The sequence below is a fragment of the Pseudomonas sp. BW7P1 genome (genome assembly GCF_024981055.1).
In the GTDB taxonomy this organism is placed as follows: Bacteria; Pseudomonadota; Gammaproteobacteria; order Pseudomonadales; family Pseudomonadaceae; genus Aquipseudomonas; species Aquipseudomonas bananamidigenes.
The window spans coordinates 5091570-5116201 of record NZ_CP103374.1 but is presented as its reverse complement, the minus strand read 5'-3'; the positions used below and the strand labels follow the sequence as shown (position 1 = coordinate 5116201).

19 protein-coding genes are annotated in these 24632 nt (G+C 61.3%); 7 read left to right on the top strand and 12 right to left on the bottom strand.

Translation table 11 applies throughout. The features are described 5' to 3' along the window. Nucleotides 1-49: 49 nt before the first annotated feature. The 4 genes from NWV16_RS22950 (at nt 50) to guaA (ending at nt 4701) form a co-directional block, all read left to right on the top strand. On the top strand, nt 50-817 hold the full coding sequence (locus NWV16_RS22950; protein WP_260520883.1) for a sulfite exporter TauE/SafE family protein: 768 nt from the start codon (nt 50-52) through the stop codon (nt 815-817). A 73-nt stretch (nt 818-890) separates the two neighbouring features. Beyond that, entirely contained in the window at nt 891-1439 is a 549-nt protein-coding gene (locus NWV16_RS22945) for a sugar ABC transporter ATPase (RefSeq protein ID WP_260520882.1), read from the top strand. Nucleotides 1440-1554: 115 nt separating this feature from the next. Next, nucleotides 1555-3024 (top strand): IMP dehydrogenase, encoded by a 1470-nt coding sequence (guaB, locus tag NWV16_RS22940; RefSeq protein ID WP_065260476.1) that lies wholly within the window; start codon nt 1555-1557, stop codon nt 3022-3024. Nucleotides 3025-3123: 99 nt separating this feature from the next. After that, nucleotides 3124-4701, top strand: a complete 1578-nt coding sequence (guaA, locus tag NWV16_RS22935; RefSeq protein WP_260520881.1) for a glutamine-hydrolyzing GMP synthase — start codon at nt 3124-3126, stop codon at nt 4699-4701. An 80-nt stretch (nt 4702-4781) separates the two neighbouring features. Here guaA and NWV16_RS22930 read toward each other — a convergent pair whose 3' ends face one another. After that, nucleotides 4782-7868 carry a membrane-targeted effector domain-containing toxin gene (locus NWV16_RS22930; RefSeq protein WP_260520880.1) on the bottom strand — a complete coding sequence of 1029 codons (3087 nt, stop codon included), beginning with the start codon at nt 7866-7868 and terminating at the stop codon, nt 4782-4784. Between the two features lie 197 nt (nt 7869-8065). Here NWV16_RS22930 and NWV16_RS22925 point away from each other — a divergent pair, with 197 nt between their 5' ends. Both NWV16_RS22925 and tadA read left to right on the top strand, forming a co-directional pair. Then, the gene (locus NWV16_RS22925; protein WP_260520879.1) at nt 8066-9442 is read left to right on the top strand and encodes a multicopper oxidase family protein; all 1377 of its coding nucleotides are present in this window, start codon (nt 8066-8068) and stop codon (nt 9440-9442) included. Further along, nucleotides 9442-9939 carry a tRNA adenosine(34) deaminase TadA gene (gene tadA / locus NWV16_RS22920; protein ID WP_260520878.1) on the top strand — a complete coding sequence of 166 codons (498 nt, stop codon included), beginning with the start codon at nt 9442-9444 and terminating at the stop codon, nt 9937-9939. Before NWV16_RS22925 ends, tadA begins: the two co-directional genes overlap by 1 nt. A 134-nt stretch (nt 9940-10073) precedes the next feature. Here tadA and cmoB read toward each other — a convergent pair whose 3' ends face one another. From cmoB to NWV16_RS22865, 11 genes are all read right to left on the bottom strand, one after another. Further along, nucleotides 10074-11030: a tRNA 5-methoxyuridine(34)/uridine 5-oxyacetic acid(34) synthase CmoB gene (cmoB, locus tag NWV16_RS22915; protein WP_065261939.1), complete on the bottom strand. Its 957-nt coding sequence runs from the start codon at nt 11028-11030 to the stop codon at nt 10074-10076. Then, complete coding sequence (gene cmoA, locus NWV16_RS22910) at nt 11027-11734, bottom strand: carboxy-S-adenosyl-L-methionine synthase CmoA (protein ID WP_260523575.1); 708 nt, start codon at nt 11732-11734, stop codon at nt 11027-11029. The genes cmoB and cmoA overlap by 4 nt, the downstream gene beginning before the upstream one ends. Before the next feature lie 121 nt (nt 11735-11855). Then, the gene (locus tag NWV16_RS22905; RefSeq protein ID WP_260520877.1) at nt 11856-12500 is read right to left on the bottom strand and encodes a lysoplasmalogenase; all 645 of its coding nucleotides are present in this window, start codon (nt 12498-12500) and stop codon (nt 11856-11858) included. A gap of 2 nt (nt 12501-12502) precedes the next feature. Then, nucleotides 12503-12895 carry a protease inhibitor I42 family protein gene (locus NWV16_RS22900; RefSeq protein ID WP_260520876.1) on the bottom strand — a complete coding sequence of 131 codons (393 nt, stop codon included), beginning with the start codon at nt 12893-12895 and terminating at the stop codon, nt 12503-12505. Nucleotides 12896-13086: 191 nt separating this feature from the next. Next, complete coding sequence (gene lon, locus NWV16_RS22895) at nt 13087-15504, bottom strand: endopeptidase La (protein WP_260520875.1); 2418 nt, start codon at nt 15502-15504, stop codon at nt 13087-13089. Nucleotides 15505-16118: 614 nt separating this feature from the next. Beyond that, on the bottom strand, nt 16119-16493 hold the full coding sequence (locus NWV16_RS22890; protein WP_065258705.1) for a DUF6124 family protein: 375 nt from the start codon (nt 16491-16493) through the stop codon (nt 16119-16121). A 296-nt stretch (nt 16494-16789) separates the two neighbouring features. After that, entirely contained in the window at nt 16790-17791 is a 1002-nt protein-coding gene (mvaD, locus tag NWV16_RS22885) for a diphosphomevalonate decarboxylase (protein WP_260520874.1), read from the bottom strand. Further along, entirely contained in the window at nt 17788-18843 is a 1056-nt protein-coding gene (locus NWV16_RS22880; RefSeq protein WP_260520873.1) for a mevalonate kinase, read from the bottom strand. Before NWV16_RS22880 ends, mvaD begins: the two co-directional genes overlap by 4 nt. Nucleotides 18844-18845: 2 nt before the next feature. Continuing rightward, the gene (locus NWV16_RS22875) at nt 18846-20072 is read right to left on the bottom strand and encodes a hydroxymethylglutaryl-CoA reductase (RefSeq protein WP_260520872.1); all 1227 of its coding nucleotides are present in this window, start codon (nt 20070-20072) and stop codon (nt 18846-18848) included. 164 nt (nt 20073-20236) lie between these two features. Then, nucleotides 20237-22648 carry a glucose/quinate/shikimate family membrane-bound PQQ-dependent dehydrogenase gene (locus tag NWV16_RS22870; RefSeq protein ID WP_260520871.1) on the bottom strand — a complete coding sequence of 804 codons (2412 nt, stop codon included), beginning with the start codon at nt 22646-22648 and terminating at the stop codon, nt 20237-20239. Between the two features lie 92 nt (nt 22649-22740). Next, nucleotides 22741-24102, bottom strand: coding sequence for a carbohydrate porin (locus tag NWV16_RS22865; RefSeq protein ID WP_260520870.1), 1362 nt, complete (start codon nt 24100-24102; stop codon nt 22741-22743). A gap of 299 nt (nt 24103-24401) precedes the next feature. Between NWV16_RS22865 and NWV16_RS22860 the strand changes: the two genes are divergently transcribed. Then, a complete protein-coding gene (locus NWV16_RS22860; protein ID WP_065258699.1) occupies nt 24402-24632 on the top strand; it encodes a VF530 family DNA-binding protein in 231 nt (76 codons plus the stop codon).

Genomic DNA, 24632 nt, shown 5'->3' with positions numbered 1-24632 from the left:
TCTCGGCGCTGGCTAAAGTCATGGCTGGCTTATTAAAGGAAGCGAGCGGATGAGTGTGGCGGGGTTGTTGAACGAATGGGCGTGGAGCTTCGGAGGCTGGGCGGTTGTCGGGCTGGGCGTCGCGCTGGCTTACATCGTGTTCGGCATTGCCGGTTTCGGTACGGCCCTGGTGGCGGGCCCGATCCTGATTCTGTTCATGCCACTGTCGAAGATCGTGCCGTTGTTGGTGCTGCTGGATTTCATCGCGGCGTTCGGCAATCTGCTGCCGTCGCGGCGTGATGTGGCGAAGCCGGAGTTGCTGCGGTTGCTGCCGTGCATGGCGGTGGGATGCACCCTTGGGGTGATTTTCCTGCTTAACCTCAAGTCCGATCTGCTGTTGTTGCTGATGGGGCTGTTCATCAGTGCCTACGCGGTTTACAGCTTGTGGATCAAGGCGCGGCCGACGCGGTTGTCCGCCGGGTGGGCGTTGCCCATGGGCACGGTGGGCGGCCTGTTCGGGGCATTGTTCGGCAGTGGCGGCTTTCTTTATGCGATCTACCTCAACAGCCGACTGCCCAAGGATGCGGCACGGGCCACACAAAGTGCGCTGATCAGTTGCAGCACGGTGGTGCGTTTGAGCCTGTTCGCCGTCGCGGGGGTGTATGCCGAGCTACCCTTGTTGATGCTTGCGCTGTGCCTGTTGCCGGCCATGGCGCTGGGCTTGTGGATTGGACGACGGCTGACGATGCGATTGTCCCGCGAGGCCTTCGTGCGTCTGGTGACGTGGCTGGTACTGGCGAGCGGGCTGGCGTTGATCGGCCGCTACTTGAGCACTTGACCGGATTGTCTCAGGGATTAAGCTGCCGGCCGCGTTCGTCGCAGAACATCCTTTGACGCAGCAGGCTTGTACCATGAACTCCCAAAGTATCATCGTCCCGAAAATCTCCAGCCTGCCGGTGCACGAGCCCCGGGCCCGGGCGATTCTGCGCTGGCTGGTGCGCAAGAACATCGTCAAGGAAGCGTTGAGCACCTGTGGACGCACCGGCAATCGCATGGCCTACGCCATCGCCGATGGCGCCCGCGCGGTGGTGCTGCATCCGGAGGCGTTGCCGTTCGGCGAGCCGATCAATGGTCTGGAGATTGTCACCAAGCGCTGCATCTATACCCCGGCCAAGGGCTTTCTCGAAGAGGCCGGTTGTGCCGAATGCCGTCAGGAGATCGGCGAAGCACTGTTCGAAAGCCTGGAAGACTGGATGCCGGGTCGCACCGACAACTTCATCTGCCCGGAGTGCGGGCATGAAGACGACATCAACGGCTTTCTGTATTTGCAGGAGTGCGCATTTTCCAACCTGGGTTTCATCTTCAACAACTGGCTGGAAGCGGGGTTCAAGCAGAGTTTCATCGACGAATTCGCCGACTGGCTGGATCAGCCGGTGAGCTGGGTCAAGGTAGAGCTTTAGGGGGCGCTTTTTCCGTACATCAGCAACATTGATATAAGACAAGTTTTACATTGAACCCGAAGGGGTGTCTGACTATAATGGCGCGCTTCCATTTTCCCGCTCGGGAGCCCCCGCGATGCTGCGTATCAGCCAAGAAGCTCTGACATTCGACGACATTCTCCTAGTGCCCGGTTATTCCGAGGTGCTTCCTAACGAAGTCAGTCTGAAGACCCGCCTTACCCGTGGCATCGAGCTGAACATTCCTCTGGTTTCTGCCGCCATGGACACCGTCACCGAAGCCCGTCTGGCAATCGCCATGGCTCAGGAAGGTGGCATCGGCATTATCCACAAGAACATGACCATCGAGCAGCAAGCTGCCGAAGTTCGCAAGGTCAAGAAGTTCGAAGCCGGTGTGGTCAAGGACCCGATCACCATCGAGGCTGACGCCACGGTACGTGATCTGTTCGAACTGACCCGCATGCACAACATTTCCGGCGTTCCGGTGCTGCACGATGGCGATCTGGTCGGCATCGTCACCTCCCGTGACGTGCGTTTCGAAACCCGTCTGGATGCCACCGTCCGTGAAGTGATGACGCCGAAAGAGCGTCTGGTCACTGTCCGCGAAGGCGCCGACAAGAACGAAGTCCGCGAGCTGCTGCACAAGCACCGCCTGGAAAAAGTCCTGATCGTCGACGACAAGTTCGCCCTCAAGGGCATGATGACCGTCAAGGACATCGAAAAGTCCAAGGCCTACCCGCTGGCCAGCAAGGACGACCAGGGTCGTCTGCGTGTCGGCGCTGCGGTCGGTACCGGCAAAGACACCGGTGACCGCGTTGCCGCTCTGGTCAATGCCGGCGTGGACGTGGTGGTGGTCGACACCGCTCACGGTCACTCCAAGGGTGTGATCGACCGCGTTCGCTGGGTCAAGGAGAATTTCCCTGAAGTGCAGGTGATCGGCGGCAACATCGCCACCGGCGCAGCCGCCAAGGCCCTGGCCGAAGCGGGTGCCGATGCCGTCAAGGTCGGTATCGGCCCGGGCTCGATCTGCACCACCCGTATCGTCGCCGGTGTCGGCGTTCCGCAAATCAGTGCCATCGCCAACGTCGCCGCTGCCCTTGAAGGTACCGGTGTTCCGTTGATCGCCGACGGCGGCATCCGTTTCTCCGGTGACCTGTCCAAGGCCATCGTGGCCGGTGCGTCCTGCGTGATGATGGGTTCGATGTTCGCCGGTACCGAAGAGGCGCCGGGCGAGATTGAACTGTTCCAGGGTCGTTCCTACAAGGCTTACCGCGGCATGGGTTCGCTGGGCGCCATGTCCCAGGCTCAAGGCTCCTCCGACCGTTACTTCCAGGACTCCTCGGCCGGTGCCGAGAAGCTGGTTCCGGAAGGGATCGAAGGCCGTGTTCCTTACAAGGGCACCCTGAGCGCGATCATTCACCAGTTGATGGGCGGTCTGCGTTCCTCGATGGGTTACACCGGCAGCGCCAACATCGAAGAAATGCGCACCAAACCCGAGTTTGTGCGGATCACCGGTGCCGGCATGGCCGAATCCCACGTCCACGACGTGCAGATCACCAAGGAAGCGCCAAACTACCGCGTAGGTTGAGGCTTCAAGCAAAACGTCAAATGACCGGGGCTGTTTTATTCAGCCCCGAGTCGTTTCTGAATCAAGACTGTTTCTGAATTACTTAGACGAGACTGAATCATGGCCCTCGACATTCACGCTCACCGCATCCTGATCCTCGACTTCGGTTCGCAATACACCCAACTGATCGCTCGCCGTGTGCGCGAGATCGGTGTGTACTGCGAACTGCACCCGTTCGACATGGACGAGGATGCGATCCGCGAATTCGCTCCAAAAGGCGTGATCCTCGCCGGCGGTCCCGAGTCCGTGCACGAAGCCAACAGCCCGCGCTGCCCGCAAGCGGTGTTCGACCTGGGCGTACCGGTCTTCGGTATCTGCTACGGCATGCAGACCATGGCCGAGCAACTGGGCGGCAAGGTTGAAGGTTCCGAGCTGCGTGAATTCGGTTATGCCCGCGTTGACGTGGTCGGCAAGAGCCGCCTGCTCGACGGTATCGAAGACCACATCGACGCCGACGGCCTGTACGGCCTTGATGTGTGGATGAGCCACGGTGACAAGGTCACCAAAATGCCGGGTGATTTCCATATCCTGGCCAGCACCCCGAGCTGCCCGATTGCCGGCATGTTCAACGACGAACGCGCTTACTACGGCGTGCAGTTCCACCCGGAAGTGACGCACACCAAGCAGGGCGGTCGCATCCTGTCGCGCTTTGTCCTCGACATCTGCGGCTGTGAAGCCCTGTGGACTCCGTCGAAGATCGCCGAAGACGCGATCGCCAACATCCGCGCCCAGGTCGGTACCGACAACGTGCTGCTGGGCCTGTCCGGCGGTGTCGATTCCTCGGTGGTTGCGGCGCTGCTGCACAAGGCCATCGGCGACCAGCTGACCTGCGTCTTCGTCGACAACGGCCTGCTGCGCCTGCACGAAGGCGACCAGGTGATGGCCATGTTCGCCGAGAACATGGGCGTCAAGGTGATCCGCGCCAACGCTGAGGACCAGTTCCTGAACAACCTGGCCGGCGAAGCCGATCCTGAGAAGAAGCGCAAGATCATCGGCCGCACCTTCATCGACGTGTTCGATGCCGAGTCCTGCAAGCTGAACAACATCAAGTACCTCGCCCAGGGCACCATCTACCCGGACGTGATCGAGTCGGCCGGCGCCAAGAGCGGCAAGGCCCACGTCATCAAGTCGCACCACAACGTGGGCGGCCTGCCGGAAGAGATGAACCTGAAACTGGTCGAGCCATTGCGCGAACTGTTCAAGGACGAAGTCCGCCGTCTGGGTCTGGAACTGGGCCTGCCGTACGACATGGTCTACCGTCACCCGTTCCCGGGCCCGGGCCTGGGCGTGCGGATCCTCGGTGAAGTGAAGAAGGAATACGCCGACCTGCTGCGTCGCGCCGACCACATCTTCATCGAAGAACTGCGCAAGGCCGACTGGTACCACAAGGTCAGCCAGGCCTTCGTGGTGTTCCAGCCGGTGAAATCGGTGGGTGTGGTGGGTGATGGCCGTCGTTACGCCTGGGTCGTGGCCCTGCGTGCCGTGGAAACCATCGACTTCATGACCGCCCGTTGGGCGCACCTGCCTTACGAACTGCTGGAAACCGTGTCCGGCCGCATCATCAATGAAATCGAAGGCATCTCCCGCGTCACCTACGACGTGTCGAGCAAGCCGCCGGCGACGATTGAGTGGGAGTGATCCCTCCATACAGCATGCATTGACACAATCAAAAACCCTGGCTTCGGCCAGGGTTTTTTTTCGTCTGCCTGGAGGACAGATCAGACAGGAAGTCGGCTTTGCAGCTGCAGCCCGAGCTGCTTCAGTGCGCTGGACAATTGCTCAAGACTGTCGAAGGGGACGCGGTGTACCGAACCCCAGGATGGACGGTCGATGTAATAGCGGCCATCGGCGAACGTCTGGACAGGGGTCTGTACAATCTCGCCGTTCACACTCCGGTGAAATAACCGAAAGGCGCCTTGTGAACGTTCGAAAACATACATGCCTGCGCGATAAAGCAGTCGGTGTATTTGCAACTCGGTGCGGCTGACCGGTGCCGCTTCCATTTGCAGAAGCACATCGGCGTAGTGAGTTTCGAGATTCCCTTGTTGTGTGAGCGTCTGTGAATGGGGACCCCGTTCGATGTCGATACCCGGGTCGGTTGTCAAACGTTCTCCCTGCCCGGGGTCGACCTCTTCAATCCGCAGGCCGATGCCGCCTTCCAGTTCGCTGATGCCGGCGACGCCTCTGAACGTATTGGTATTTTCCACCCCTGTCAGTACCACCCATTTGCCGACATCGTTCATGGTTTTATCCAGGTACATGATGTCGGCTGTCAGGTGATTGGTGATGATCTGTTCCTCGGGGAGCGTGAGTGAAACAGTTTTTTTGTAGGTTGCCGCACAATCGGTGGCCTGGATTCGAATACCGTTTTGCCTGGCGCTTTTCACCAGCGCCAGCTCGTCAAACTGTTCGGCCGGATCCGTGCCGAGCCGACTCAGATATTGCTGCAGATCATCGGACATGACACCGGACCTGAAGTAGGCATTCAGGTCGGCCTGGGCAAAGTCACTGAGCAGTCGGCGCACGTATAGCGTTCTGACGCCCTGGCGCGCCAGGGCGGGCATGTTTTCAATGATCAGCCGCATGCTGGTGATACGGCCTGGCGTTTCGCCGATGACCAGCCCGCGCGCTTGCTCAAAAGCCTGGGCCGTGAAGTCCGTGAAACTTGTGGATGAGCTGAGCGCGGGTATCTGCGGACGCGGCGGCAGGTTCGCCCACGGGAGATTCTTGTAGAAGCGTCTGGCGGAGATCTGTAGGGCGCGGTACTTGTCGGCGAAATAGAGTGCATAACGATTCGGAGCGACCAGGCCACCATCGGGACCCACTCGCAGTTCAATATGGCTTTCACGTAGATTCAGGGCCCATCGTCGCAGTTCGAGCTCACGCTGCGGGTCTACTGCGTAAGGGGTTCTGATCAGGCGAATGGCGTTCGATGCGGAGGGCTGGGGCTCAGCCGGCAGAGGGGGGGACGGTTCAGGGTGCGTGACGGGGTGTTCCTGCTCTTCGAGCGATGGCGTGCGTGTATCAGGGTCAAGTACCACATCCACAGCGCATTGCCTGCCCAGGCACTGACCGCCCCCCTTGAGGCCCAATTGGCTCATGCGCTCCCAGATGCCTTCGCTGTTCAACCGCACGGGTATTGCGTGGATCAGTTGATTGGGTTTTGCCGGATCAATGATCGCCCAGAATCCACTGCCCTGCGAATCGCTGAAGTAACGCACGTAATAGGCTGTGTCATTCATCAGGATGGCGAAGGGTGGGTCGGTGTTCAGCCTGTAGATTCCCTGGTATTGACCGGGCTCGGCAACCGGAACCATTGCATCCAGTATTTCGTTGGACCGGTAGTGCGGCGGGATCTCTCGGGCCTGCACGGTTTCGGAGATCGCCGGGGGCAACTCATGCGCAACAGGCAGAATCTCGTTCGGTTCCTCTGACTCCAGCTCCATTTGCGTATCGGTTTCTGCCAGTCCGTTTGTCTCGGCGGCCTCGGAAGGCACATCGAGCTCTGGCAGTGCAACAGAGACCATAATGTTGAACAACGCGTCGATACCGCTGAGGATGGCTCCCAAAACGCCTTCCTTGCGCTCCTCGGAAGTCTTGCCATTGACCGCCTTGTCGATGTTCAGTCCCATTTCGGCGAGGCTGGCGCCGATCACCGGCAATGCCATCGGCCAGCCCACGACGGCCATTGGCCCGAACACCTTCAGGCCGACGCTCAGGTAGCCGATCCAGAGTTTCTTGCGCAGATCGCCATTGGAGGTCAAGGCCAGATCGGCTTCGGCGAACATCGCGTGGCGAACGGATTCGCGTAACCAACTGAAAATATCCGTCGTGACCGCACGGCTGGTTTGATTGACCAGAGAATGATCGGAATGCCCCCAGGTACTGACCAGCCGATTCATCAGGTCGCTGATGTTCTCGGCCATCGATTGTCGATCAGCCAGCGAGAAATGCTGGAGGAACAGTTCGCGAGGCGCTTTTTCGTTCAGTTGCTGCAATGCCCACCAATGCAGGTCAGTGGGTGTGTCCAGTACATGAAACACTTCGCTGTCGCCAGGTACGTATACGATTTGCCGCCCGCTCGGGGTCACGAAACGCAGGATGTCCGTGGCAATGTGCCCGTCGATTTCCAGGGCGTACGCGCGAATGTCCTGTCCGATTTCGGATTCGCTCTGCAGGGTGTGCAGGTCGATGGGCCAGGTCAACGGCCCGACGATGGCATTGATCGTCGTGCGAAAATCCTCGTCGCTCAGGTGCCCGTTTTCCCTGGCTTCGATGGCTTTGGAAAGAAAGTTGCATTTTGCCAGGCTGCGGAACTGGCTGGCGTAACGGTCCCAGAAAGTTTGCAGTTCGTTGCGATAACGTTCGCTGAAATTGATATTCCAGAAGTCATTCAGCACCTCGTTGCCATGCAGTCGTACTTCATTGGTGGCATCGAAGTTTTCGGCATCGGGTCCTGCGGTATAGAAGCCCCCATACAGATCCAGGAGGTCGGCATTGTCCTGGTCGGTGACGCGAAACCTGTGAATCACCAACTGCGTGAGTGTCAGGCTTTCATAGGGTTTCTCATGGTAATGCTGCCATCCGGTGAAGGACGCCGACAGGCTTTGGGCAGCCTTGAACCGGTGATAGTAGACGTGATCGGGGTCGAGGCCGATTACACCATGCTTGAGGAGTATTTCAGTGGCGACCTGGCGGGCCGAATCATTCAGGCTGGGGCAGGTATTCACCACCTCGGTGGCCATGGTCTCCAGGGCAGCCTTGTCGGCTGCATGGGGCAGTGGCCGGTTTTCTGTCGGACTCATATGCTCTGATCCTTGAGTGAGAGCACAGGAGAATGAGCCATCGTCCAATGGACGGTGTGGTAATCAGTTACTACCCGACGCCTTGGAATCTGCGGCCATCCGCCGCGCCGCCCTTACTGTTTCGCAACCGCAGGTGTATCGTATTCGCCTTTTGCGGGCGTACTGGCCCGTGGCTGATACGTGAGGTAGTTGTGTCCATGTCCTTTACCCGTCGACAGATTCTCGGTGGCCTGGCCGGTCTTGCAGTGGTGGGCGCGGGAGCCGGTGGTGCGACGCGGTACTGGCTGGGCAAGGTGGCTGACGCCAATGCCGGGCATGACTACGAACTGATCGCCGCACCGCTGGACGTCGAGCTGGTGCCAGGGCACAAGACCGAAGCGTGGGCGTTCGGGCCGTCGGCGCCGGGCACCGAATTGCGGGTGCGTCAGGGCGAATGGCTGCGGGTGCGTTTCATCAACCATCTGCCGGTGGCGACGACCATTCACTGGCACGGCATCCGCTTGCCGCTGGAGATGGACGGCGTGCCCTACGTGTCGCAGTTGCCGGTGCTGCCGGGTGAGTATTTCGATTACAAGTTCCGAGTGCCGGACGCCGGCAGCTACTGGTATCACCCGCACGTCAGCAGCAGCGAAGAACTTGGGCGCGGGCTGGTCGGGCCGTTGATCGTCGAGGAACGCGAGCCGACCGGATTCAAGTATGAAAAGACGTTGAGTCTCAAAAGCTGGCACGTCGATGAAGAAGGCCGGTTCGTCGAATTCAGTGTTCCGCGTGAAGCGGCCCGAGGCGGTACGGCGGGGCGGCTGGCGACGATCAATGGCGTGCCTTCACCGGTGATCGAGTTGCCGGCCGGGCAGATCACCCGGGTGCGCTTGCTCAACCTCGACAACACGTTGACCTATCGCATCAACATTCCCGGCGTCGAAGCGCAGATCTATGCGCTGGACGGCAACCCGGTCGAGCCCCGGCCACTGGGCAAGGAATACTGGCTCGGCCCGGGCATGCGCATCTGTCTGGCGATCAAGGCGCCGCCGGCCGGTGAAGAGCTTTCGCTGCGCAACGGCCCGGTACGCCTGGGAACCCTGCGCTCGGTGGCCAACACTGACGCGCCGACCGAGTGGCCGAAGGCACTGCCGGCCAACCCGGTGGCCGAGCCGGATCTGGCCAATGCCGAGAAACTCAACTTCAATTTCGAATGGGTCGGTTCGGTGTCGGTGAATGTCGATAACGGCAAACCGCCGAGCCTGTGGCAGATCAACGGCAAGGCCTGGGACATCACCGACAAGACCTGCGCCGACCGGCCGATCGCCAGCCTGAAACTGGGCCAGAGTTATATCTTCGAATTGAAGAACATGACCCAGTATCAGCACCCGATCCACCTGCATGGCATGAGTTTCAAGGTGATTGCCTCGAACCGGCACAAGATCGTGCCGTATTTCACCGACACTTACCTGCTGGGCAAGAACGAGCGTGCGCAAGTGGCGTTGGTGGCGGATAACCCGGGGGTGTGGATGTTCCACTGCCACGTGATCGACCACATGGAAACCGGCCTGATGGCCGCCATCGAGGTGAAGTGATGCGCCAGATTCGCCCCGCGGCGATCATCGACCGCAGCCGTGACCGCGATTTCATGCGTGAGGCCCTGACATTGGCGGCACAAGGCGCAGCCCTCGGCGAAGTGCCGGTGGGTGCGGTACTGGTACAGGATGGCGAGATCATCGGTCGTGGCTTCAACTGCCCGATCAGTACCAGCGACCCGAGCGCACACGCAGAAATGGTCGCGATCCGCGCCGCCGCGCAAGCGGTGGATAACTATCGTCTGCCGGGCAGCACGCTGTACGTGACCCTGGAGCCCTGCAGCATGTGCGCCGGACTGATCGTGCATTCGCGGGTGGCTCGCGTGGTGTACGGCGCGCTGGAGCCCAAGGCCGGGATTGTGCAGAGTCAGGGGCAGTTCTTCACTCAGGGCTTTCTCAACCATCGAGTGCTGTATGAAGGCGGGGTGCTGGCGCAGGAGTGCGGGGCGGTGTTGACCGAGTTCTTCCGGGCACGGCGCGCAAAACCGGCAGAATGAAAAACAACATCAAACCCTGTGGGAACTGGCTTGCCAGCGATGGCGTCGGCACACCAAGCATTGATGTCGACTGATCCACCGTTATCGCTGGCAAGCCAGCTCCCACAATTTTTTGCAGTGCCTGGAAGGGATCGTTACTTCTTCGCGACAATCACCGCCCGCATCGGCGCCGGCAGCCCTTCGATGGTCTTGCTGTGATCTTCCGGATCGAGGAAGTCACTCAACGACTGATACTTCATCCACTCGGTGCTGCGCTGTTCCTCGACCGTGGTGAAACTCACGTCCACGCAACGCACATCGCTGAATCCGGCGCGTCGCAGCCACAGTTCCAGCGCCGGCACCGACGGCAGGAACCACACGTTGCGCATCTGTGCGTAACGATCTTCCGGCACCAGCACCTGATGCTTGTCGCCTTCGACCACCAGCGTCTCCAGCACCAGTTCGCCGCCCTTCACCAGGCAATCCTTCAGCGCCAGCAAATGCTCGATCGGCGAGCGACGGTGATAGAACACACCCATGGAAAACACCGTGTCGAAGCCTTCCAGATTCGGCGGCAAGTCTTCGAACGGGAACGGCAAATGCCAGGCATTCGGCTCCGACAGGTAGCGCTGCACCGCCTGGAACTGGCAGAAGAACAGCCAGTTCGGATCGACGCCGATCACACTGTCGGCACCGGCACCGAGCATGCGCCACATGTAATAGCCGTTGCCGCAGCCGACATCGAGAATGCGCTTGCCTTTCAGATCCAGATGCGGAGAAACCCGCGACCATTTCCAGTCCGAGCGCCACTCGGTATCGACGTGCACGCCGAACAGATCGAACGGCCCCTTGCGCCATGGCGACAGGCCCATCAGCGCGGTACGCATCTGCGCACGGGTTTCGTCGTCGCAATCGGTGTCCAGTTTCAGGCCATCGAGCAGGTCGACTTCGCTCGGCCGGATTTTCGGCAGGGCGTCCAGTGCACTTTGCCAGCGCTCCAGATCGCCGTGGCCCTTCTCCATTTTCCGGTCGAGCTGCACTTGCAGGGTGTTGGCCCACTCGGCCAGCGGTGTGCCGGCCAAGCGGCGGGCGAGGGGGGACAGATCAATCATGGCAAGGCAATCAACGAGGCAAAGTTAAGGCACTGGAACCACGGCACGACTTTCGAGAACCCGGCAGCCAGCAGGCGCTCGCGGTGTTCTTCGAGGCTGTCGGGCTTCATGACGTTTTCGATGGCGCTGCGCTTCTGGGCGATTTCCAGTTCGCTGTAGCCGTTGGCGCGTTTGAACGCAACGTGCAGGTCGGTCAGCAGTGCATGTTCATCGGCATCGTTGAAGCGCAACTTCTCCGACAGGATCAGCGCGCCGCCCGGCAGCAACGACTGGCGAATGCGCGACAGCAACGCCGTGCGCTGCTGCGGGGCGATAAATTGCAGGGTGAAGTTCATCGCCACCACCGAGGCCGGTTTGAAATCGAGGGCGAGGATGTCACCTTCGATCACCTCGACCGGCAGCAACTCCTGGAACATCGAGTCCTGACCGTTGAGGTACTCACGGCAGCGCTCGACCATCGCAGCGGAGTTATCCACCGCAATCACCCGGCAACCGTCAGTGCGCACGTGACGGCGCAAGGCCTGAGTCACGGCACCCAGCGAGGCGCCGAGGTCATAGAGCACGCTGTTCGGTTGCGCGAACTGCGCCGCGAGCACGCCGAGGTTCTCGACGATGGTCGGATAACCTGGCACCGAGCGCTTGATCATGTCCGGGAATACCCGCACCACGTCCTCGTTAAAGGCGAAGTCAGGCACCTGGGCCATCGGCTGGGCGAAAATGCGATCGGGTTCTTTGCTCACGGCGGTTCCGGCGGTGTCGATGAAAAGGCCGGCATTTTAGCCAAACTGGCGCGCGGATGCGCGGCTTGTCTGATCAACCGCCCGATCAAAGGGCCGGACGTTTGCTCTGGGAAAATGCCGAAGCGGCAATGCCCCACTGCCCGAGCCAGTAGCTGAGAATGATGACGTAGGGCGCGGCATGAAACGGTGCGACAAACCGGTCGATGCCGATCACGCTGTCAGAGAACACGAACGCCAGCGCACCGCCGGCTGCGAGCAACGCCGAACGTTGCGGTACGCCACTGCCGAGGCGAGCCAGGGCGCGCCAGAGCATGGCGCTGATGGCTGTGCCGTAGACGATCACCGGTGCGGTCAACGGTCCGAGTCCGCTGCTGATCAATATGCCCAACAGCACGGCGCCAACGCCAACGGCCAGCACCAGCGGCAACACGGCCGGACGCCGGCAATCGCTGAGATAGGCCTTGAGGTACGCCAGATGCGCGACCAGAAACGCACCCAGGCCAAACACGAACAGATCCCCCGGCCACGCCAGCAGCACATCGCCGAGCAAAGAGAAAATCAGGCCCAGACTGATCCAGCGGCGATAGTCACTCGGCGGCGCATCATGCAGCCAGCCCAGCAGCGCCAATACCGGCAGTGGCTTGACCAGCAGACAAAGCAGCGCCGCATGGGTGCTGACGCCATAGAGAAAGGTCGCTGCGCCCATCAGCGCGAGGATCAGCCAGCCCACGATCAGTTCACCGAGATCGCGCAGTCGAAGGTTTCCACCGGCTCGACTTCAGGCTCCCAGGGTTGCTGCGATGTCAGGCGCAGGCGCCCCGTGCCGGTAGCAAAGGCCTGGAAGCGCCAGGTGGACAGACCGCCCGCGCCGACCATGCCGGAGTCTTTCGGACTGCTGTAAACCTCGGGGCTCAGTGCACGCAGCACGCCGCCGGCCGAGTCTTGGATGGCCCAGCGGTAGCCGGTGGTGGGGTTGCTTGGCAGCATGACGGTGAGGCTTTGGCCGTTGGTCAGCCGCACCGGGCATTCGCTCTGTTTTTCCACGGTCACGTTGGTGTTCGGTTGCGTGGCGCAGGCGGCCAGCAGGGCGAGGGACAGGGGGACAAACAGGCGAGTGGCGGACATAGGCTCAGCGGCTCCGGCGTTGGCGACGAACGGCGAGCATAACTGAAGATGAGACAAAGTGTGACGACGCCTTCGCGAGCAGGCTCGCTCCCACAATGGTCCGTGGCGAACACATACCTTGTGCTACTCGCCACAAACCCTGTGGGAGCGAGCCTGCTCGCGAAAGCGGTGCTCCAGGCGCTACTGAGCTATCAGAAAAGCACCTTCGCCACATCCGCAAACTTCTTGGCGAAATGTACGGTGATGCCTTCCTTCAAGTAATCCGGCAGCTCTTCGAAGTTACCGCGATTCGCCTCCGGCAAAATCAGCTCGAAAATCTTCTGCCGCCGCGCCGCAATCACCTTCTCGCGCACGCCACCAATCGGCAGCACGTGCCCGGTCAATGTCAGTTCACCGGTCATGGCCACGCCTTTTTTCGGTGGCTGATTACGCGCCAGCGAGAGCAGGGCACTGGCCATGGTCACCCCGGCGCTCGGGCCGTCCTTCGGCGTTGCGCCTTCCGGCACATGCAGGTGGACGAAGGCTTCGTCGAAGAACTTCGGATCGCCACCAAAGGATTTGAGGTGCGAACTGACATAGCTGTAGGCGATCTCCGCCGATTCTTTCATCACGTCGCCCAGTTGCCCGGTGAGTTTGAAACCGCGATTGAACGTGTGAATCCGCGTGGCTTCGATCGGCAGGGTCGCGCCGCCCATGCTGGTCCAGGCCAGACCGGTGATCACGCCGATGCCGGACAGCACCTGTTCGTTGCGAAACACCGGGTGGCCAAGGGAGGCTTCGAGGTCTTTCGGCCCGAGTTTGATCACCGCTTTCGGATCGTCGATCAGCTTCATGACTGCCTTGCGCACCAGTTTGCCCAGCTGCTTTTCCAGCTGACGCACGCCGGCTTCACGGGCGTAACCGTCGATCAGCGCCTTGAGCGCGTTGTCGCTGATACTCAGGCTGCCCTTGGACACACCGGCCTTTTCCAGCAGTTTCGGCCACAGGTGACGCTTGGCGATGGCGACTTTTTCTTCGGTGATGTAACCCGACAGGCGAATCACTTCCATCCGGTCCAGCAACGGGCCGGGAATCGAATCCAGGGTGTTGGCGGTGCAGACGAACAGGACTTTCGACAGGTCCATCCGCAGGTCGAGGTAGTGGTCGAGAAATTCGACGTTCTGTTCCGGGTCGAGGGTTTCCAGCAGTGCCGAGGCCGGATCGCCCTGGTAGCTCTGGCCCATCTTGTCGATCTCGTCGAGCATGATCACCGGGTTCATCACTTCGACGTCTTTCAGCGCCTGCACGAGTTTGCCCGGCTGTGCACCGATGTAGGTGCGGCGGTGGCCCTTGATTTCGGCTTCGTCACGCATGCCGCCGACGCTGAAGCGGTAGAACGGTCGGCCGAGGGATTCGGCGATGGACTTGCCGACACTGGTCTTGCCCACACCCGGCGGGCCGACCAGCAGCACGATGGAGCCGCTGATCTCGCCTTTGTAGGCACCGACGGCGAGGAATTCGAGGATCCGGTCCTTGATGTCGTCGAGGCCGGCGTGGTGTTTGTCCAGCACCTTGCGCGCGTGCTTGAGGTCGATCTTGTCCTCGCCGTACACGCCCCACGGCACCGAGGTCGCCCAGTCGAGGTAGTTGCGGGTGACTGCGTACTCCGGCGATCCGGTTTCGAGGATCGACAGCTTGTTCATTTCCTCTTCGAGGCGTTTTTGCACCGGCGTCGGCAGGACCTTGCCTTCCAGACGCTGCTCGAACTGTTCGAGGTCGGCGCTGCGGTCGTCCTTGGTCAGGCCCAGCTCCTGCTGGATGACCTTGAGCTGCTCCTTGAGGAAGAACTCGCGCTGATGTTCGCCGATCTTGCGGTTGACCTCGGCGGAGATTTCTTTCTGCAGGCGCGCGACTTCGACTTCCTTGCGCAGCATCGGCAGGACTTTTTCCATGCGCTTGAGCATCGGCACGCAGTCGAGCACTTCCTGCAGCTCATTGCCGGTCGCCGAGGTGAGGGCGGCGGCGAAGTCGGTCAGGGGCGACGGATCGTTGGGGCTGAAGCGGTTGAGGTAGTTCTTCAGCTCTTCGCTGTACAGCGGGTTGAGCGGCAGCAGTTCCTTGATCGCGTTGATCAGCGCCATGCCGTAGGCCTTGACCTCGTCGGTCGGCTCGGTGGGCTGGTGCGGGTATTCGACTTCCACCAGGTACGGCGGGCGATGGTGCTTGAGCCAGGTCTTGATGCGCACACGGCTCAGGCCCTGGGCGACGAATTGCAGCTTGCCGTTTTCGCGGCTGGCGTGGTGCACCTTGACCAGGGTGCCGTACTGCGGCAACGCCTTGGTGTCGAAGTGGCGCGGATCTTCCTGGGGCGTGTCCATGAAAAACAGGGCCAGGGAGTGGTGTTCGGATTTGCTGACCAGTTCGAGGGTTTCGGCCCAGGGTTCTTCGTTGACGATGACCGGCAGGACCTGTGCCGGGAAGAACGGGCGGTTGTGGATCGGGATGATGTAGACCTTGTCCGGCAGGTTCTGACCGGGCAGGGCCAGGCCCTTGCCGGGGACGTGGTGTTCGATGGGGTCGGTTTCGGTGTAGTCGTCGGGGTTCTCGGGGAATTCTTGCTGGTCGCTCATGGGGCACCTGCGCAATGGGGTATGGGTGTTAGATGGGGCAGGGTTTTGGTGGTTTCAATGGGGGTGGGTGTTTCTGGTTGTGTGTTCAGGGTTTTGACAGGGTTTCGGGGTGTGGGCTTGGCGGCCTTTGGGCCGACCAGGCTGTTTGGGTTTTGGGTGAATATCCGTTTTTTCGGGTGCTGCGGCCGGCGGTTCCGCTCTTACAGCGGCTCACTTTTCCAAACGCCGAAAAGTAAGCAAAAGGCTTGGCCCCTGCGTTCGGCGCCTCGCTGTGGCTCGGCGTTCCTTCGTTCCGGGATTCATCCGGGGGGGCATCGCCTACGGTTTGCTTCGCTGCACCTCCTCTCGATGTGTTTGGCTTCGCCAAACGGTCGCTGCGCTCCCACCCCCGGATAAATCCCTCCACTCAGCCTTCCGATGGGGCCGGCACGTCAAAAGCGGTACTTGAGCTAACGCTCATCGTGTTGAGTGGTGAGATACGAAAGGCGACGGAGTGCTTTTGCTTTGATCGTTACCACGCTCTGCGTGGGAATGCAGCCCGGGACGCTCCGCGTCCCTATCGAGCTGCCAGCGAATGCAGTCTGTCGCTGGCAGGTCGGTTTCGTCAGGGCGGCTCAGCTGTGTGTTGGGTAACGCTGTACTTCGACGTTATCCAGCACCCGATTCACCGCCAGCTCGGCCAGCATGATGATTTGCTGAATGGCCAGAATCGTCCGCCGCTGCGGGAGGTCGATGTGTGCGGCGATGTCGCTGGTCATGAGGTTGGCCTGTGCCAATGATTCGCAGGCGTGGACCAGCAGGCTTTCGCTGTCCTGGTCGGGGGCGACCTGGAACATGGTGCTGGGTTTATGGAAACGCAGGGTGGTGGCGTTGGGTTTCAGGTAGTGGTCGAGGGCGCGCTCGGCGGCTTCGTGGAGTTTTTTGGAATCTGGCGATTCGTAGGGCGATGCGTCGTTTGATTCGGGGGGATTGGGTGTTGGCTTTTTCATGGTGGAACTCCATTCGGGATGTGGAGTTCGCCGCTTACTGCGACCAAGCAATAGGGTGGCGAACCGTACGCAGGTTGGTCGACCAGGGAATGGATACCCGGCAGGGCCGTTAGCCCTCCCACGCACAGTTCGCCATTAAGCATGCTGAAAAGTGCGCCATTCTAAACCCGGACGACCAAGCCCGTTCGCTGAATTTGCAGCGACCCCCAAAGCCTATCCAGCCCGTTTCCTAGGGACAACCGACGCGCCTTGTCGGAATCGTCCCCGAAAAACACCTCGTCTGTAGGACGCAAGATTCAAAACAAATGCTGCTCCAGTCGCCTTGGCCCGTCGCCCGCTCTGTCGAGTATCCAGCGCTGGATGTCAGGCAGTTTGCGCAGCGCGGCAAACACCTTTGGGGAATGTTGCGGCGTGCACAGCACGTGTACGTTGGGCCCGGCGTCGAGGGTGGCGCAGACGTCCAGGCCTTCCTGGCGCAACTGGCGGACCCGTTCCAGCACGGTCAGGGTCGCTGGCCGCCAATAGAAAACCGGTGGTTGCGACGTCATGGCGATCAGGTGCAGTTCGGTGGCTTCGCGTTCCACGGCGTCGGCCAGTCGGAAGAAGTCACGTTCGAAAATGGCTTGGCGTACGTGTTCCAGACGCTGCGGCAGCAGCTTCAGGCGGGTCGGGTAAAACTCGCTGCTGTGGGCGAGCAGATGACCCTGGCGGGAGCTGACGTTTTTGTGTCGGGCATCGACCACGGCGATCAGGTCATGCAGCGGCCAGTGGTGTGCCGGGGCGATCTGCAGGGCCGGCTCCGAGAGCAGTCGCGCATTGCCGGGCCACTGCACGAAACCACCACAGACCGAGCGCGCCGCCGAGCCGGAGCCGGAGAGGCGCGCCAGATCGCTGAGGACGGGATGCGTCAGCGAGTGTCCGCGATACAGGACAAATGCCGCCGCGAGGGCGCTGAAGCCCGCTGCCGATGACGCGATGCCGGCGCCGGTCGGGAAACTGTTGGTGGTGGCGATGCGTAACGGTTGCCAGTGATCGAAGTGTTCGCGCAAGGCCTGCAGGTGATGTTCGATCCCGGCCCGCAGGGTGGGATCTGCCGGCACCAGTGCACCACGAGAGGTTTTCCACAGAATTTCGTCGGTCGTGCCATTGGCAAGTGGGGCCAGTGTGCAGAAGCTGACGCAACGGCTGAGGGTCATGGAAAGCGAGGCGTTGTTGGGCAACGTGTTCAGCGCATCGCGCATGCCCCAGTACTTGATCAGCGCGATGTTGGCGGGGGACGAGACGCTGGTGCGATTCATGACCGGGTGATCTCCAGGCCTGCCACCGCGAGAGGGGCGTCGAGTTGCCGGTAGCGCGCCAGCTCCAGCAGATTCGTTGCACCGAGTACCAGCAGTACGCCGGCCTGATCCCCGGACAATGCTCCGGCGCCGCAGATCTTGGCTGCACCGCCAGCCTGTTCTACCGCGCGAATCACTTGGGCGACGGCCTCGGGGACGACGCCCAGGGCTTCAAGATCGGCTTCGTAATCGCGTATCACCGCGCGAAAGGTTTCCGGCATCGGGCGTGTCTGGCGCATCAAGGTACTGAAACGCTCAGTGTTGCGCCGCATGCTGGCCAACAGCGGACTATCGGGGCCTTCGAGTCGATGGCGGGTGGCGGCAATGACCTGGCCGGTGCTCTCGAGGGCGGTGCCGGTGTTGAAGAGGCGCAGGGTAACGGGCAGCAGTTCCGAGGTGATGACGGGTAGCGCGTACACGTCGAGCTCGCCTTTTGCGTTGCGTCTGCCTTCGACGACCGATCCCAGCAGGCTGGTGTTGTGATCGATGCCCGATGGTTCGCCGTGCTGAAATCGTTCAATCGACAGGGCCAAGGGTTCCAGCGGGCAATCGTTTTCTGTCAGCCCGAACCCTTGCATCAGCGCAGCCGAGAGAGAAACGGCAAGCGCACCCGAGCTGCCGAAACCGGCACCCGGCGGAATCTGCGATTGCACCCGCAAGGTAAAACCCCGCCAGTGCTGCGGTGGGATTCGCAGGAGGAATTCACCGATGGCGCATTTGACCAGGTGATCGTGGCCAGCGTTGGCCAGGGCGGCGAAGGTCTGTGTGCCTGGCGTGGCCTGATATCGCTTCAGGGCCATGCGCATGCGTGCGGTGTAGTCGATCAATTGCCTGGCTGAATACGTCTGCTGCAGCAACAGATCGGGCAATTGCAGTTCAATCTCGCCGTCCTGTCGCGGCCTGATCCACACATTGCAGTAAAGCCCCACGGAACAGGCGATCACCGGGCATCCGTGCAGCGCCGCATGTTCGCCCATCAGGATGATTTTGCCGGGTGCTCTGGCGTGGATCATGGTCAGCGCCCCAGCCGCTGATGGGCCGATACCAGTTGATGCGAGGCCAGGGCGGCCATGATCGACAGTTCGCCGGCAAGTACCGTTGCGCCGAGAATTTCTGCCAGGCGCCGGGTGTCCTTTCCCGGTTTCTTGCTGCCCGGGATGATTCCCATCAAGGCCAGGGCTTCGCGTTGCGTACAAAGGGAGGTGCCACCGCCGACGGTGCCCAGTGGCACGTCCGGCATTGTGACCGAGGCGTAGATGGCATCGTGTTCACAGGCTTCGAAGCAGGTAATGCCGATGGCACTTTCCGCTACTTGAGCGACGTCCTGACCGGTGGCGATGAAGAAGGCGGCGAGGATGTTGGCATGATGGGCATTGCAGCCGATGGCGCCGGCCATGGCCGAGCCCATGAGGTTTTTCCGGTACTGCAGCTCGCACAGTGCCTCGGCGTCGGTCTTGAGAATGTCGTGGAGTATGTCTTTGCTCAGACGGACTTCGGCGTGGATCCGCTGGCCGCGTCCGTTGATGAAATTGACCATCGCCGGTTTCTTGTCCGTGCAGTAGTTGCCCGAAATGCCGAGGCACGAGACGCCGGTTGCCGGGGTGATCAACTCACGGATGACCCGGTCACAGGCAATGCTGGCCATGTTCATGCCCATCGCGTCTTCGGTACGGAAACGAAAGCGCAGATAGATCGTGGTACCGACCACCGCAGGCTGAATGTCTCGCAGATGCAAATGAGCGCTGCCCTGTTCGCAGGCCTGCCGGATCTGCTGGAGATTGTCGCGGATCCAGGCCAGAAAGGCTTCGGTCTGCAGGATGCCCGTGGAGCGAAATACCGGCGCACGGGTGATGCCCACCTCTTCGACCCGAACCACTGCGCCGCCGGCGGCATGCAGTGCCCGGCATCCACGGGCGGTACTGGCGATCAGCGCGCCTTCGGTGGTCGCCAGTGGGACATAGACCGGTTCCTGGGCCGTGATGGCCTGTCCCTTGACGAGCAAGGGGCCGGTGATGCCCAGCGGAATCTGGACGGAGCCGATGCGGTTCTCGCAATGGGCCGGCTGCGGTTCGCGGGTGTAATCGCCAATGCTGCGCAGTGAAGCTCCACTGATGTGTTGCAGGGCTTCACGGCGAATCAGGGCGGCTTCGTTGTGATCAAGATCGGCAGGCAACTGGTGAAAGCGGACCTGTCCTTTGATCAGTGCTTCGATCCAGTGATTGCCAAAGCGCGTATCGGCCATGGGGGCTCCGTGATTCAACCGCTACATGAGGTTGATGATCGGAGCAAACGGGAATAACCGCGCCTGTCAGAGTTGACAGTTTTTTATATCGATTGGCGATTGGCGCACAGAAAAAAGGCGATGCCTTCACAGGACATCGCCTTTTCCTTCACCGCCGTTAACGATTAATCCGGCAGTTTGTACGCAATCACATAATCACCCATCTTGGTGCCCAGCGAACCGTGACCGCCGACGACGAGCAGGACGTATTGCTTGCCGTCCTTGCCGGTGTAGGTCATCGGAGTGGCCTGGCCGCCCGCAGGCAGACGGGATTTCCACAGCTCTTTACCGGTGTTCACGTCATAGGCGCGCAGGTACTGGTCCAGCGTGCCGCTGAGGAAGCCGACGCCGCCGGCAGTGACGATCGAGCCGCCCATGCTTGGCACGCCCAGGGTGAAGCCGATCGGGATCGGCGAGCTGTCGCGGCTGGTGCCGTTCTTGCGTTTCCACACGACTTTGCCGGTGGTCAGGTCGATACCGGCAACGTAACCCCAGGCCGGAGCCTGGCACGGTACGCCGAAGGGCGACATGAATGGATGCATGATCACCGCATAAGGCGCGCCGGTGTTCGGTTGCACGCCAGCGGTTTCGCTCTCGCGCTTGCTGCCGGCAGCGACTTTTTCGCGCGGCACCATTTTCGAGACGAAGGCCATGTAGTTCGGGCTGGTGAACAGCATCTGGCGAACCGGGTCGACCGATACACCGCCCCAGTTGAACACACCGACGTTACCCGGATAGATCAGGCTGCCCTGTTCCGACGGAGGCGTGTACTGGCCTTCGTAGCGCAGTTCCTTGAACTGGATGCGGCACAGCATCTGGTCGAACGGGCTGGCGCCCCACATGGCTTTTTCGGTCAGTTCCGGGGCCAGCAGGTTCAGGTCCGAACGGGCCTGGGTCGGGGCGGTGTGGTCGCCTTTCACGGCGCCTTGCGGAACCGGGATCTCGCGGATCGGGATGATCGGCGTGCCGTCACGACGGTCGAGCACGTACAGGCTGCCCTGTTTGGTCGGGGCGATCAGCGCAGGCTTGATGCCGTCGGCGGTTTTCATGTCCAGCAGGGTTGGCTGGCTGCCGACGTCCATGTCCCACAGGTCGTGGTGGGTGAACTGGTAGTTCCAGCGTACCTTGCCGGTGGCCAGGTCCAGGGCGACGACACCGGCGCTGAACTTCTCGGCGCCCGGGGTGCGATCGGCGCCCCACTGGTCCGGAGTCTGGTTGCCCAGTGGCAGGTACACCATGCCGAGTTTTTCATCGACGCTGGCCAGCGACCACATGTTGGCCGAGTTGCGGCTGTAGATCTGGCCCGGGGCCAAAGGCTCGGTGGCGTCCGGCTTGTCGCTGTCCCAGTTCCACACCAGGTGACCGTCGCGCACGTCGAAGGCGCGGATCACGCCCGATGGCTCGTTGGTCGATTCGTTGTCGGTGACGTGACCGCCCATGATCACCAGATCACGGGTGATCGCCGCTGGCGAAGTGGAGTAGTAACCACCGGCGGTGAACGGGCCGATGCCCTGGGTCAGGTCGACCACGCCTTTGTTGCCGAAGCCTTCGCAGATCTTGCCGGTGTCGGCGTTCAGTGCGATCAGGCGGGCATCGGCGGTTGGCAGGTACAGGCGACGCGGGCAGGCCTGGGCGACGGCCTTGCCGGCTTCGGAGATAACGGCGGAGGCTGCGTTTTCAGACTTGGCGTAAGCGGCTTCGTCGTAGTACGACACGCCACGGCAGGTCATGTGGGCGAAGCCCTTGAAGCCGACCGGGCTCTTGATCTGCGGGTCGAAGCGCCACAGTTCCTTGCCGGTGTCCGGATCCAGCGCCAGCACCTTGCTGTGGGCGGTGCAGGCGTACAGCATGCCGTTGGCTTTCAGCGGGGTGTTTTCGTTGGTCAGCTCTACCGGGTCATCGGCGGTCGGCAGGTCGCCGGTGCGGATGCGCCAGGCTTCCTGCAGCTTGCCGACGTTGGCCGGGGTGATCTGCTTCAGTGGCGAGTAGCGGTCACCGAATTCGGTGCGGCCATAGGCCTGCCAGTCGCCATCCGGCATTTGCGGTGCGGTGCTGGTGGTGTCGGCGGTTTCGCGACCCAGTTCGCCGAAGGTTTCGCCCGGGTGGGTGAACAGGCTGGCCAGGGCGGTGACGCCGGCCAGAATCACGGCGACGGTCAGACCGCCGGTGCCCATCGGTGCAGGGCCGTTGAGCAGCAGCGGGCGACGGAACCACGGCAGCAGCATCACGAAGCCGAGGACGAACCACAGGGCCAGACGCGGCACCAGTTGCCACCAGTCCAGACCGACTTCCCACAGCGCCCAGACGGTGCTGGCGAACAGCACGATGGCGTACAGGCCCAGTGCTGCGCGACGGCGCATCAGCAGCAGGATGCCGGTCAGCGTGATGCCGATACCGGCCAGCAGGTAGTACAGCGAGCCGCCGAGCGTGCTCAGCTTGATTCCCCCGGCCAGCATGGCCAGGCCCATCAGTAGAAGCAGAATGCCGAGCAGGCTCGGTAGCAGACGGCCTCGACCCGAAGCACTTTCGGTGCTCATAGTGTGGTTCTCCGTGACGTTTCAAGTAGTCCCGCGCTTAAGTCACTTTAGATGACGATCAGGCGCGGGCATGGTTCATTACAAAATTGAAATCAGAACGACGACTGGATCTTGATCCCGCCGATCAGTGCGTCGTCGACCTTGTCCACACCGCCCGGATGGCGGATGTATTGCAGGTTCGGGCGCACGGTCAGCCAGTTCGTGACGTGCACGCCGTAATAGAGTTCGGCGCTGTATTCGGTGTCCTGCGGCGGCAGGTAGGACGGATCGTCGTAGTCGTAGACGGCGCGGGCCTGGTTGGTCGCTTCGGCGTTCTTGCGGTAGGCCGGGTTGACGTGGACGCGGGCGAGGGCGAAACCGATGTCGTCTTTGGCGCGGGCGTCGAACAGGCCTTTGTAGACCAGTCCGGCCTGGACATAGTTGTCGACGGCGTTGGTCTTCTTGTCGTGCATCGTGCCGTTGGCGAACAGGCTCAGACCGCGGGAATCGTCGCTGGCGACGCTGGTGATCTGCTGCTGCACACCCAGCCACACACCGTGCTTGCTCGAAGCGCTGCGATAAGCCTCGCCGCTCAGGGCCGCCGGCTGGCCGTTGTGGTCCTTATAGGCGTCGGTGGCCTTGGCGTTGCTGTAGTAGTAACCGGCACGGTATTCGCCCGGCAGGCCGTTGAGCTTTGGCGTCCACACCAGCTCAACGGGCAGGAGGGCGCCCTGGGTGCCGCTGCCGCTGAGTTTGAAGCCGTTGCCGCGATCGAGGTTCGAAGGGTTCTGCTCATAGGCGCCGACCTGTGCGTACAGCTCCGGCGTCAGGTGATATTTGACCCGCAGCGCCCATTGGCTGACCGGCCAGTTGTACCAGATGCCGCCGACCCAGTTGCCGACCTGGGAGCCGCAGAACGCCAGGTTCTGGAAGTCGCACGGGAAGCTGTTGAAGTCTTCGCCCTCACCGAAGCGGCCGACCTTGATGTCGAGTTTCCGGTCGAAGAATTTTTGCTGGTACCACATCTGCGTCAGGCGCGTGGTCTGGCCACGGCCCCAGACTTCCTGCGCCGAAGTGAAACCACCGACGCGCGGGTCGTTGATACGATCGTTGCTGATGTTGTTGCCGCTGCGTTTGGTCACGGTCAACTGAAATTCGGCGTCGTTCCAGCCCAGCAGTTTTTGCAGGTCCAGATGGGTGCCCAGGCCCCATTGGTCGCTGTAGCGTGCAGCGCGGTCATGGTCGTAGCCGCCGTGCAGGTTGCTGCCCATCTCACCGGTGTAGTCGAGCTTGAAGTCGATGCCTTTTTCCGAGAGTTCGCTGCGGGTGCCGTTCCAGTCACCGAGCATATACGGTGATTCACTGTCGAAGGCCGGAGCGGCCTGGGTGCAGGTGGCGAGGCCAAGGGCGGTGCAGCCGCCGATCAGGCGCAGGGTTGAGATAGCGCTGTCTCGGAAGAACGGAAAATCGGGCATTGAGTAGGTCTTTCTTGATCTTTTTGGGGGATGGCTGACCGCTACGATTTGACGCAGGCAGTGAAGCGGTTCAGCAGAAGGGCGGCAGGATAATGTCCAGTTACAAAAACACAAAGTGCTTTTGCAGACATGAACCCTTTCGGATTCGGTAACAGTGCGGCAATCGATCACATGGCCGGTGTCGACGGAGCCTGCGATCTTGCACGGTTCACCTACAGTTGAAGGAAGGCCTTCCACCGGCCCGGCCCCTCGGCTAAGGTGCGCGGCTTCTGCATTTTTACTTCGCTCAAAGGCCCGGCATGAACGAACACAATCCCGATCCGCTGCACGGCGTGACCCTCGAACAGATCCTCAATGCACTGGTGACCCACTACGAATGGTCGGGACTGGCCGAGCGCATCGACATCCGTTGCTTCAAGAGCGACCCGACCATCAAGTCGAGCCTGACCTTTTTGCGCAAGACGCCCTGGGCGCGGGAGAAAGTCGAACGGCTGTACGTGAAGCTGATGCGCACCAAGCGTCCGCTCTGA

Excerpts from the sequence above, each read along its gene's own strand:
- NWV16_RS22875 (WP_260520872.1), bottom strand. The coding sequence starts at position 20,072 with ATGGCCGATACGCGCTTTGGCAATCACTGGATCGAAGCACTGATCAAA.
- guaB (WP_065260476.1), top strand. The coding sequence starts at position 1,555 with ATGCTGCGTATCAGCCAAGAAGCTCTGACATTCGACGACATTCTCCTA.
- NWV16_RS22870 (WP_260520871.1), bottom strand. The coding sequence starts at position 22,648 with ATGAGCACCGAAAGTGCTTCGGGTCGAGGCCGTCTGCTACCGAGCCTG.
- NWV16_RS22930 (WP_260520880.1), bottom strand. The coding sequence starts at position 7,868 with ATGAGTCCGACAGAAAACCGGCCACTGCCCCATGCAGCCGACAAGGCT.
- NWV16_RS22945 (WP_260520882.1), top strand. The coding sequence starts at position 891 with ATGAACTCCCAAAGTATCATCGTCCCGAAAATCTCCAGCCTGCCGGTG.
- NWV16_RS22860 (WP_065258699.1), top strand. The coding sequence starts at position 24,402 with ATGAACGAACACAATCCCGATCCGCTGCACGGCGTGACCCTCGAACAG.
- NWV16_RS22925 (WP_260520879.1), top strand. The coding sequence starts at position 8,066 with ATGTCCTTTACCCGTCGACAGATTCTCGGTGGCCTGGCCGGTCTTGCA.
- lon (WP_260520875.1), bottom strand. The coding sequence starts at position 15,504 with ATGAGCGACCAGCAAGAATTCCCCGAGAACCCCGACGACTACACCGAA.
- mvaD (WP_260520874.1), bottom strand. The coding sequence starts at position 17,791 with ATGAATCGCACCAGCGTCTCGTCCCCCGCCAACATCGCGCTGATCAAG.
- NWV16_RS22865 (WP_260520870.1), bottom strand. The coding sequence starts at position 24,102 with ATGCCCGATTTTCCGTTCTTCCGAGACAGCGCTATCTCAACCCTGCGC.
- NWV16_RS22900 (WP_260520876.1), bottom strand. The coding sequence starts at position 12,895 with ATGTCCGCCACTCGCCTGTTTGTCCCCCTGTCCCTCGCCCTGCTGGCC.
- cmoA (WP_260523575.1), bottom strand. The coding sequence starts at position 11,734 with ATGGCCCAGGTGCCTGACTTCGCCTTTAACGAGGACGTGGTGCGGGTA.
- tadA (WP_260520878.1), top strand. The coding sequence starts at position 9,442 with ATGCGCCAGATTCGCCCCGCGGCGATCATCGACCGCAGCCGTGACCGC.
- guaA (WP_260520881.1), top strand. The coding sequence starts at position 3,124 with ATGGCCCTCGACATTCACGCTCACCGCATCCTGATCCTCGACTTCGGT.
- cmoB (WP_065261939.1), bottom strand. The coding sequence starts at position 11,030 with ATGATTGATCTGTCCCCCCTCGCCCGCCGCTTGGCCGGCACACCGCTG.
- NWV16_RS22890 (WP_065258705.1), bottom strand. The coding sequence starts at position 16,493 with ATGAAAAAGCCAACACCCAATCCCCCCGAATCAAACGACGCATCGCCC.
- NWV16_RS22880 (WP_260520873.1), bottom strand. The coding sequence starts at position 18,843 with ATGATCCACGCCAGAGCACCCGGCAAAATCATCCTGATGGGCGAACAT.
- NWV16_RS22950 (WP_260520883.1), top strand. The coding sequence starts at position 50 with ATGAGTGTGGCGGGGTTGTTGAACGAATGGGCGTGGAGCTTCGGAGGC.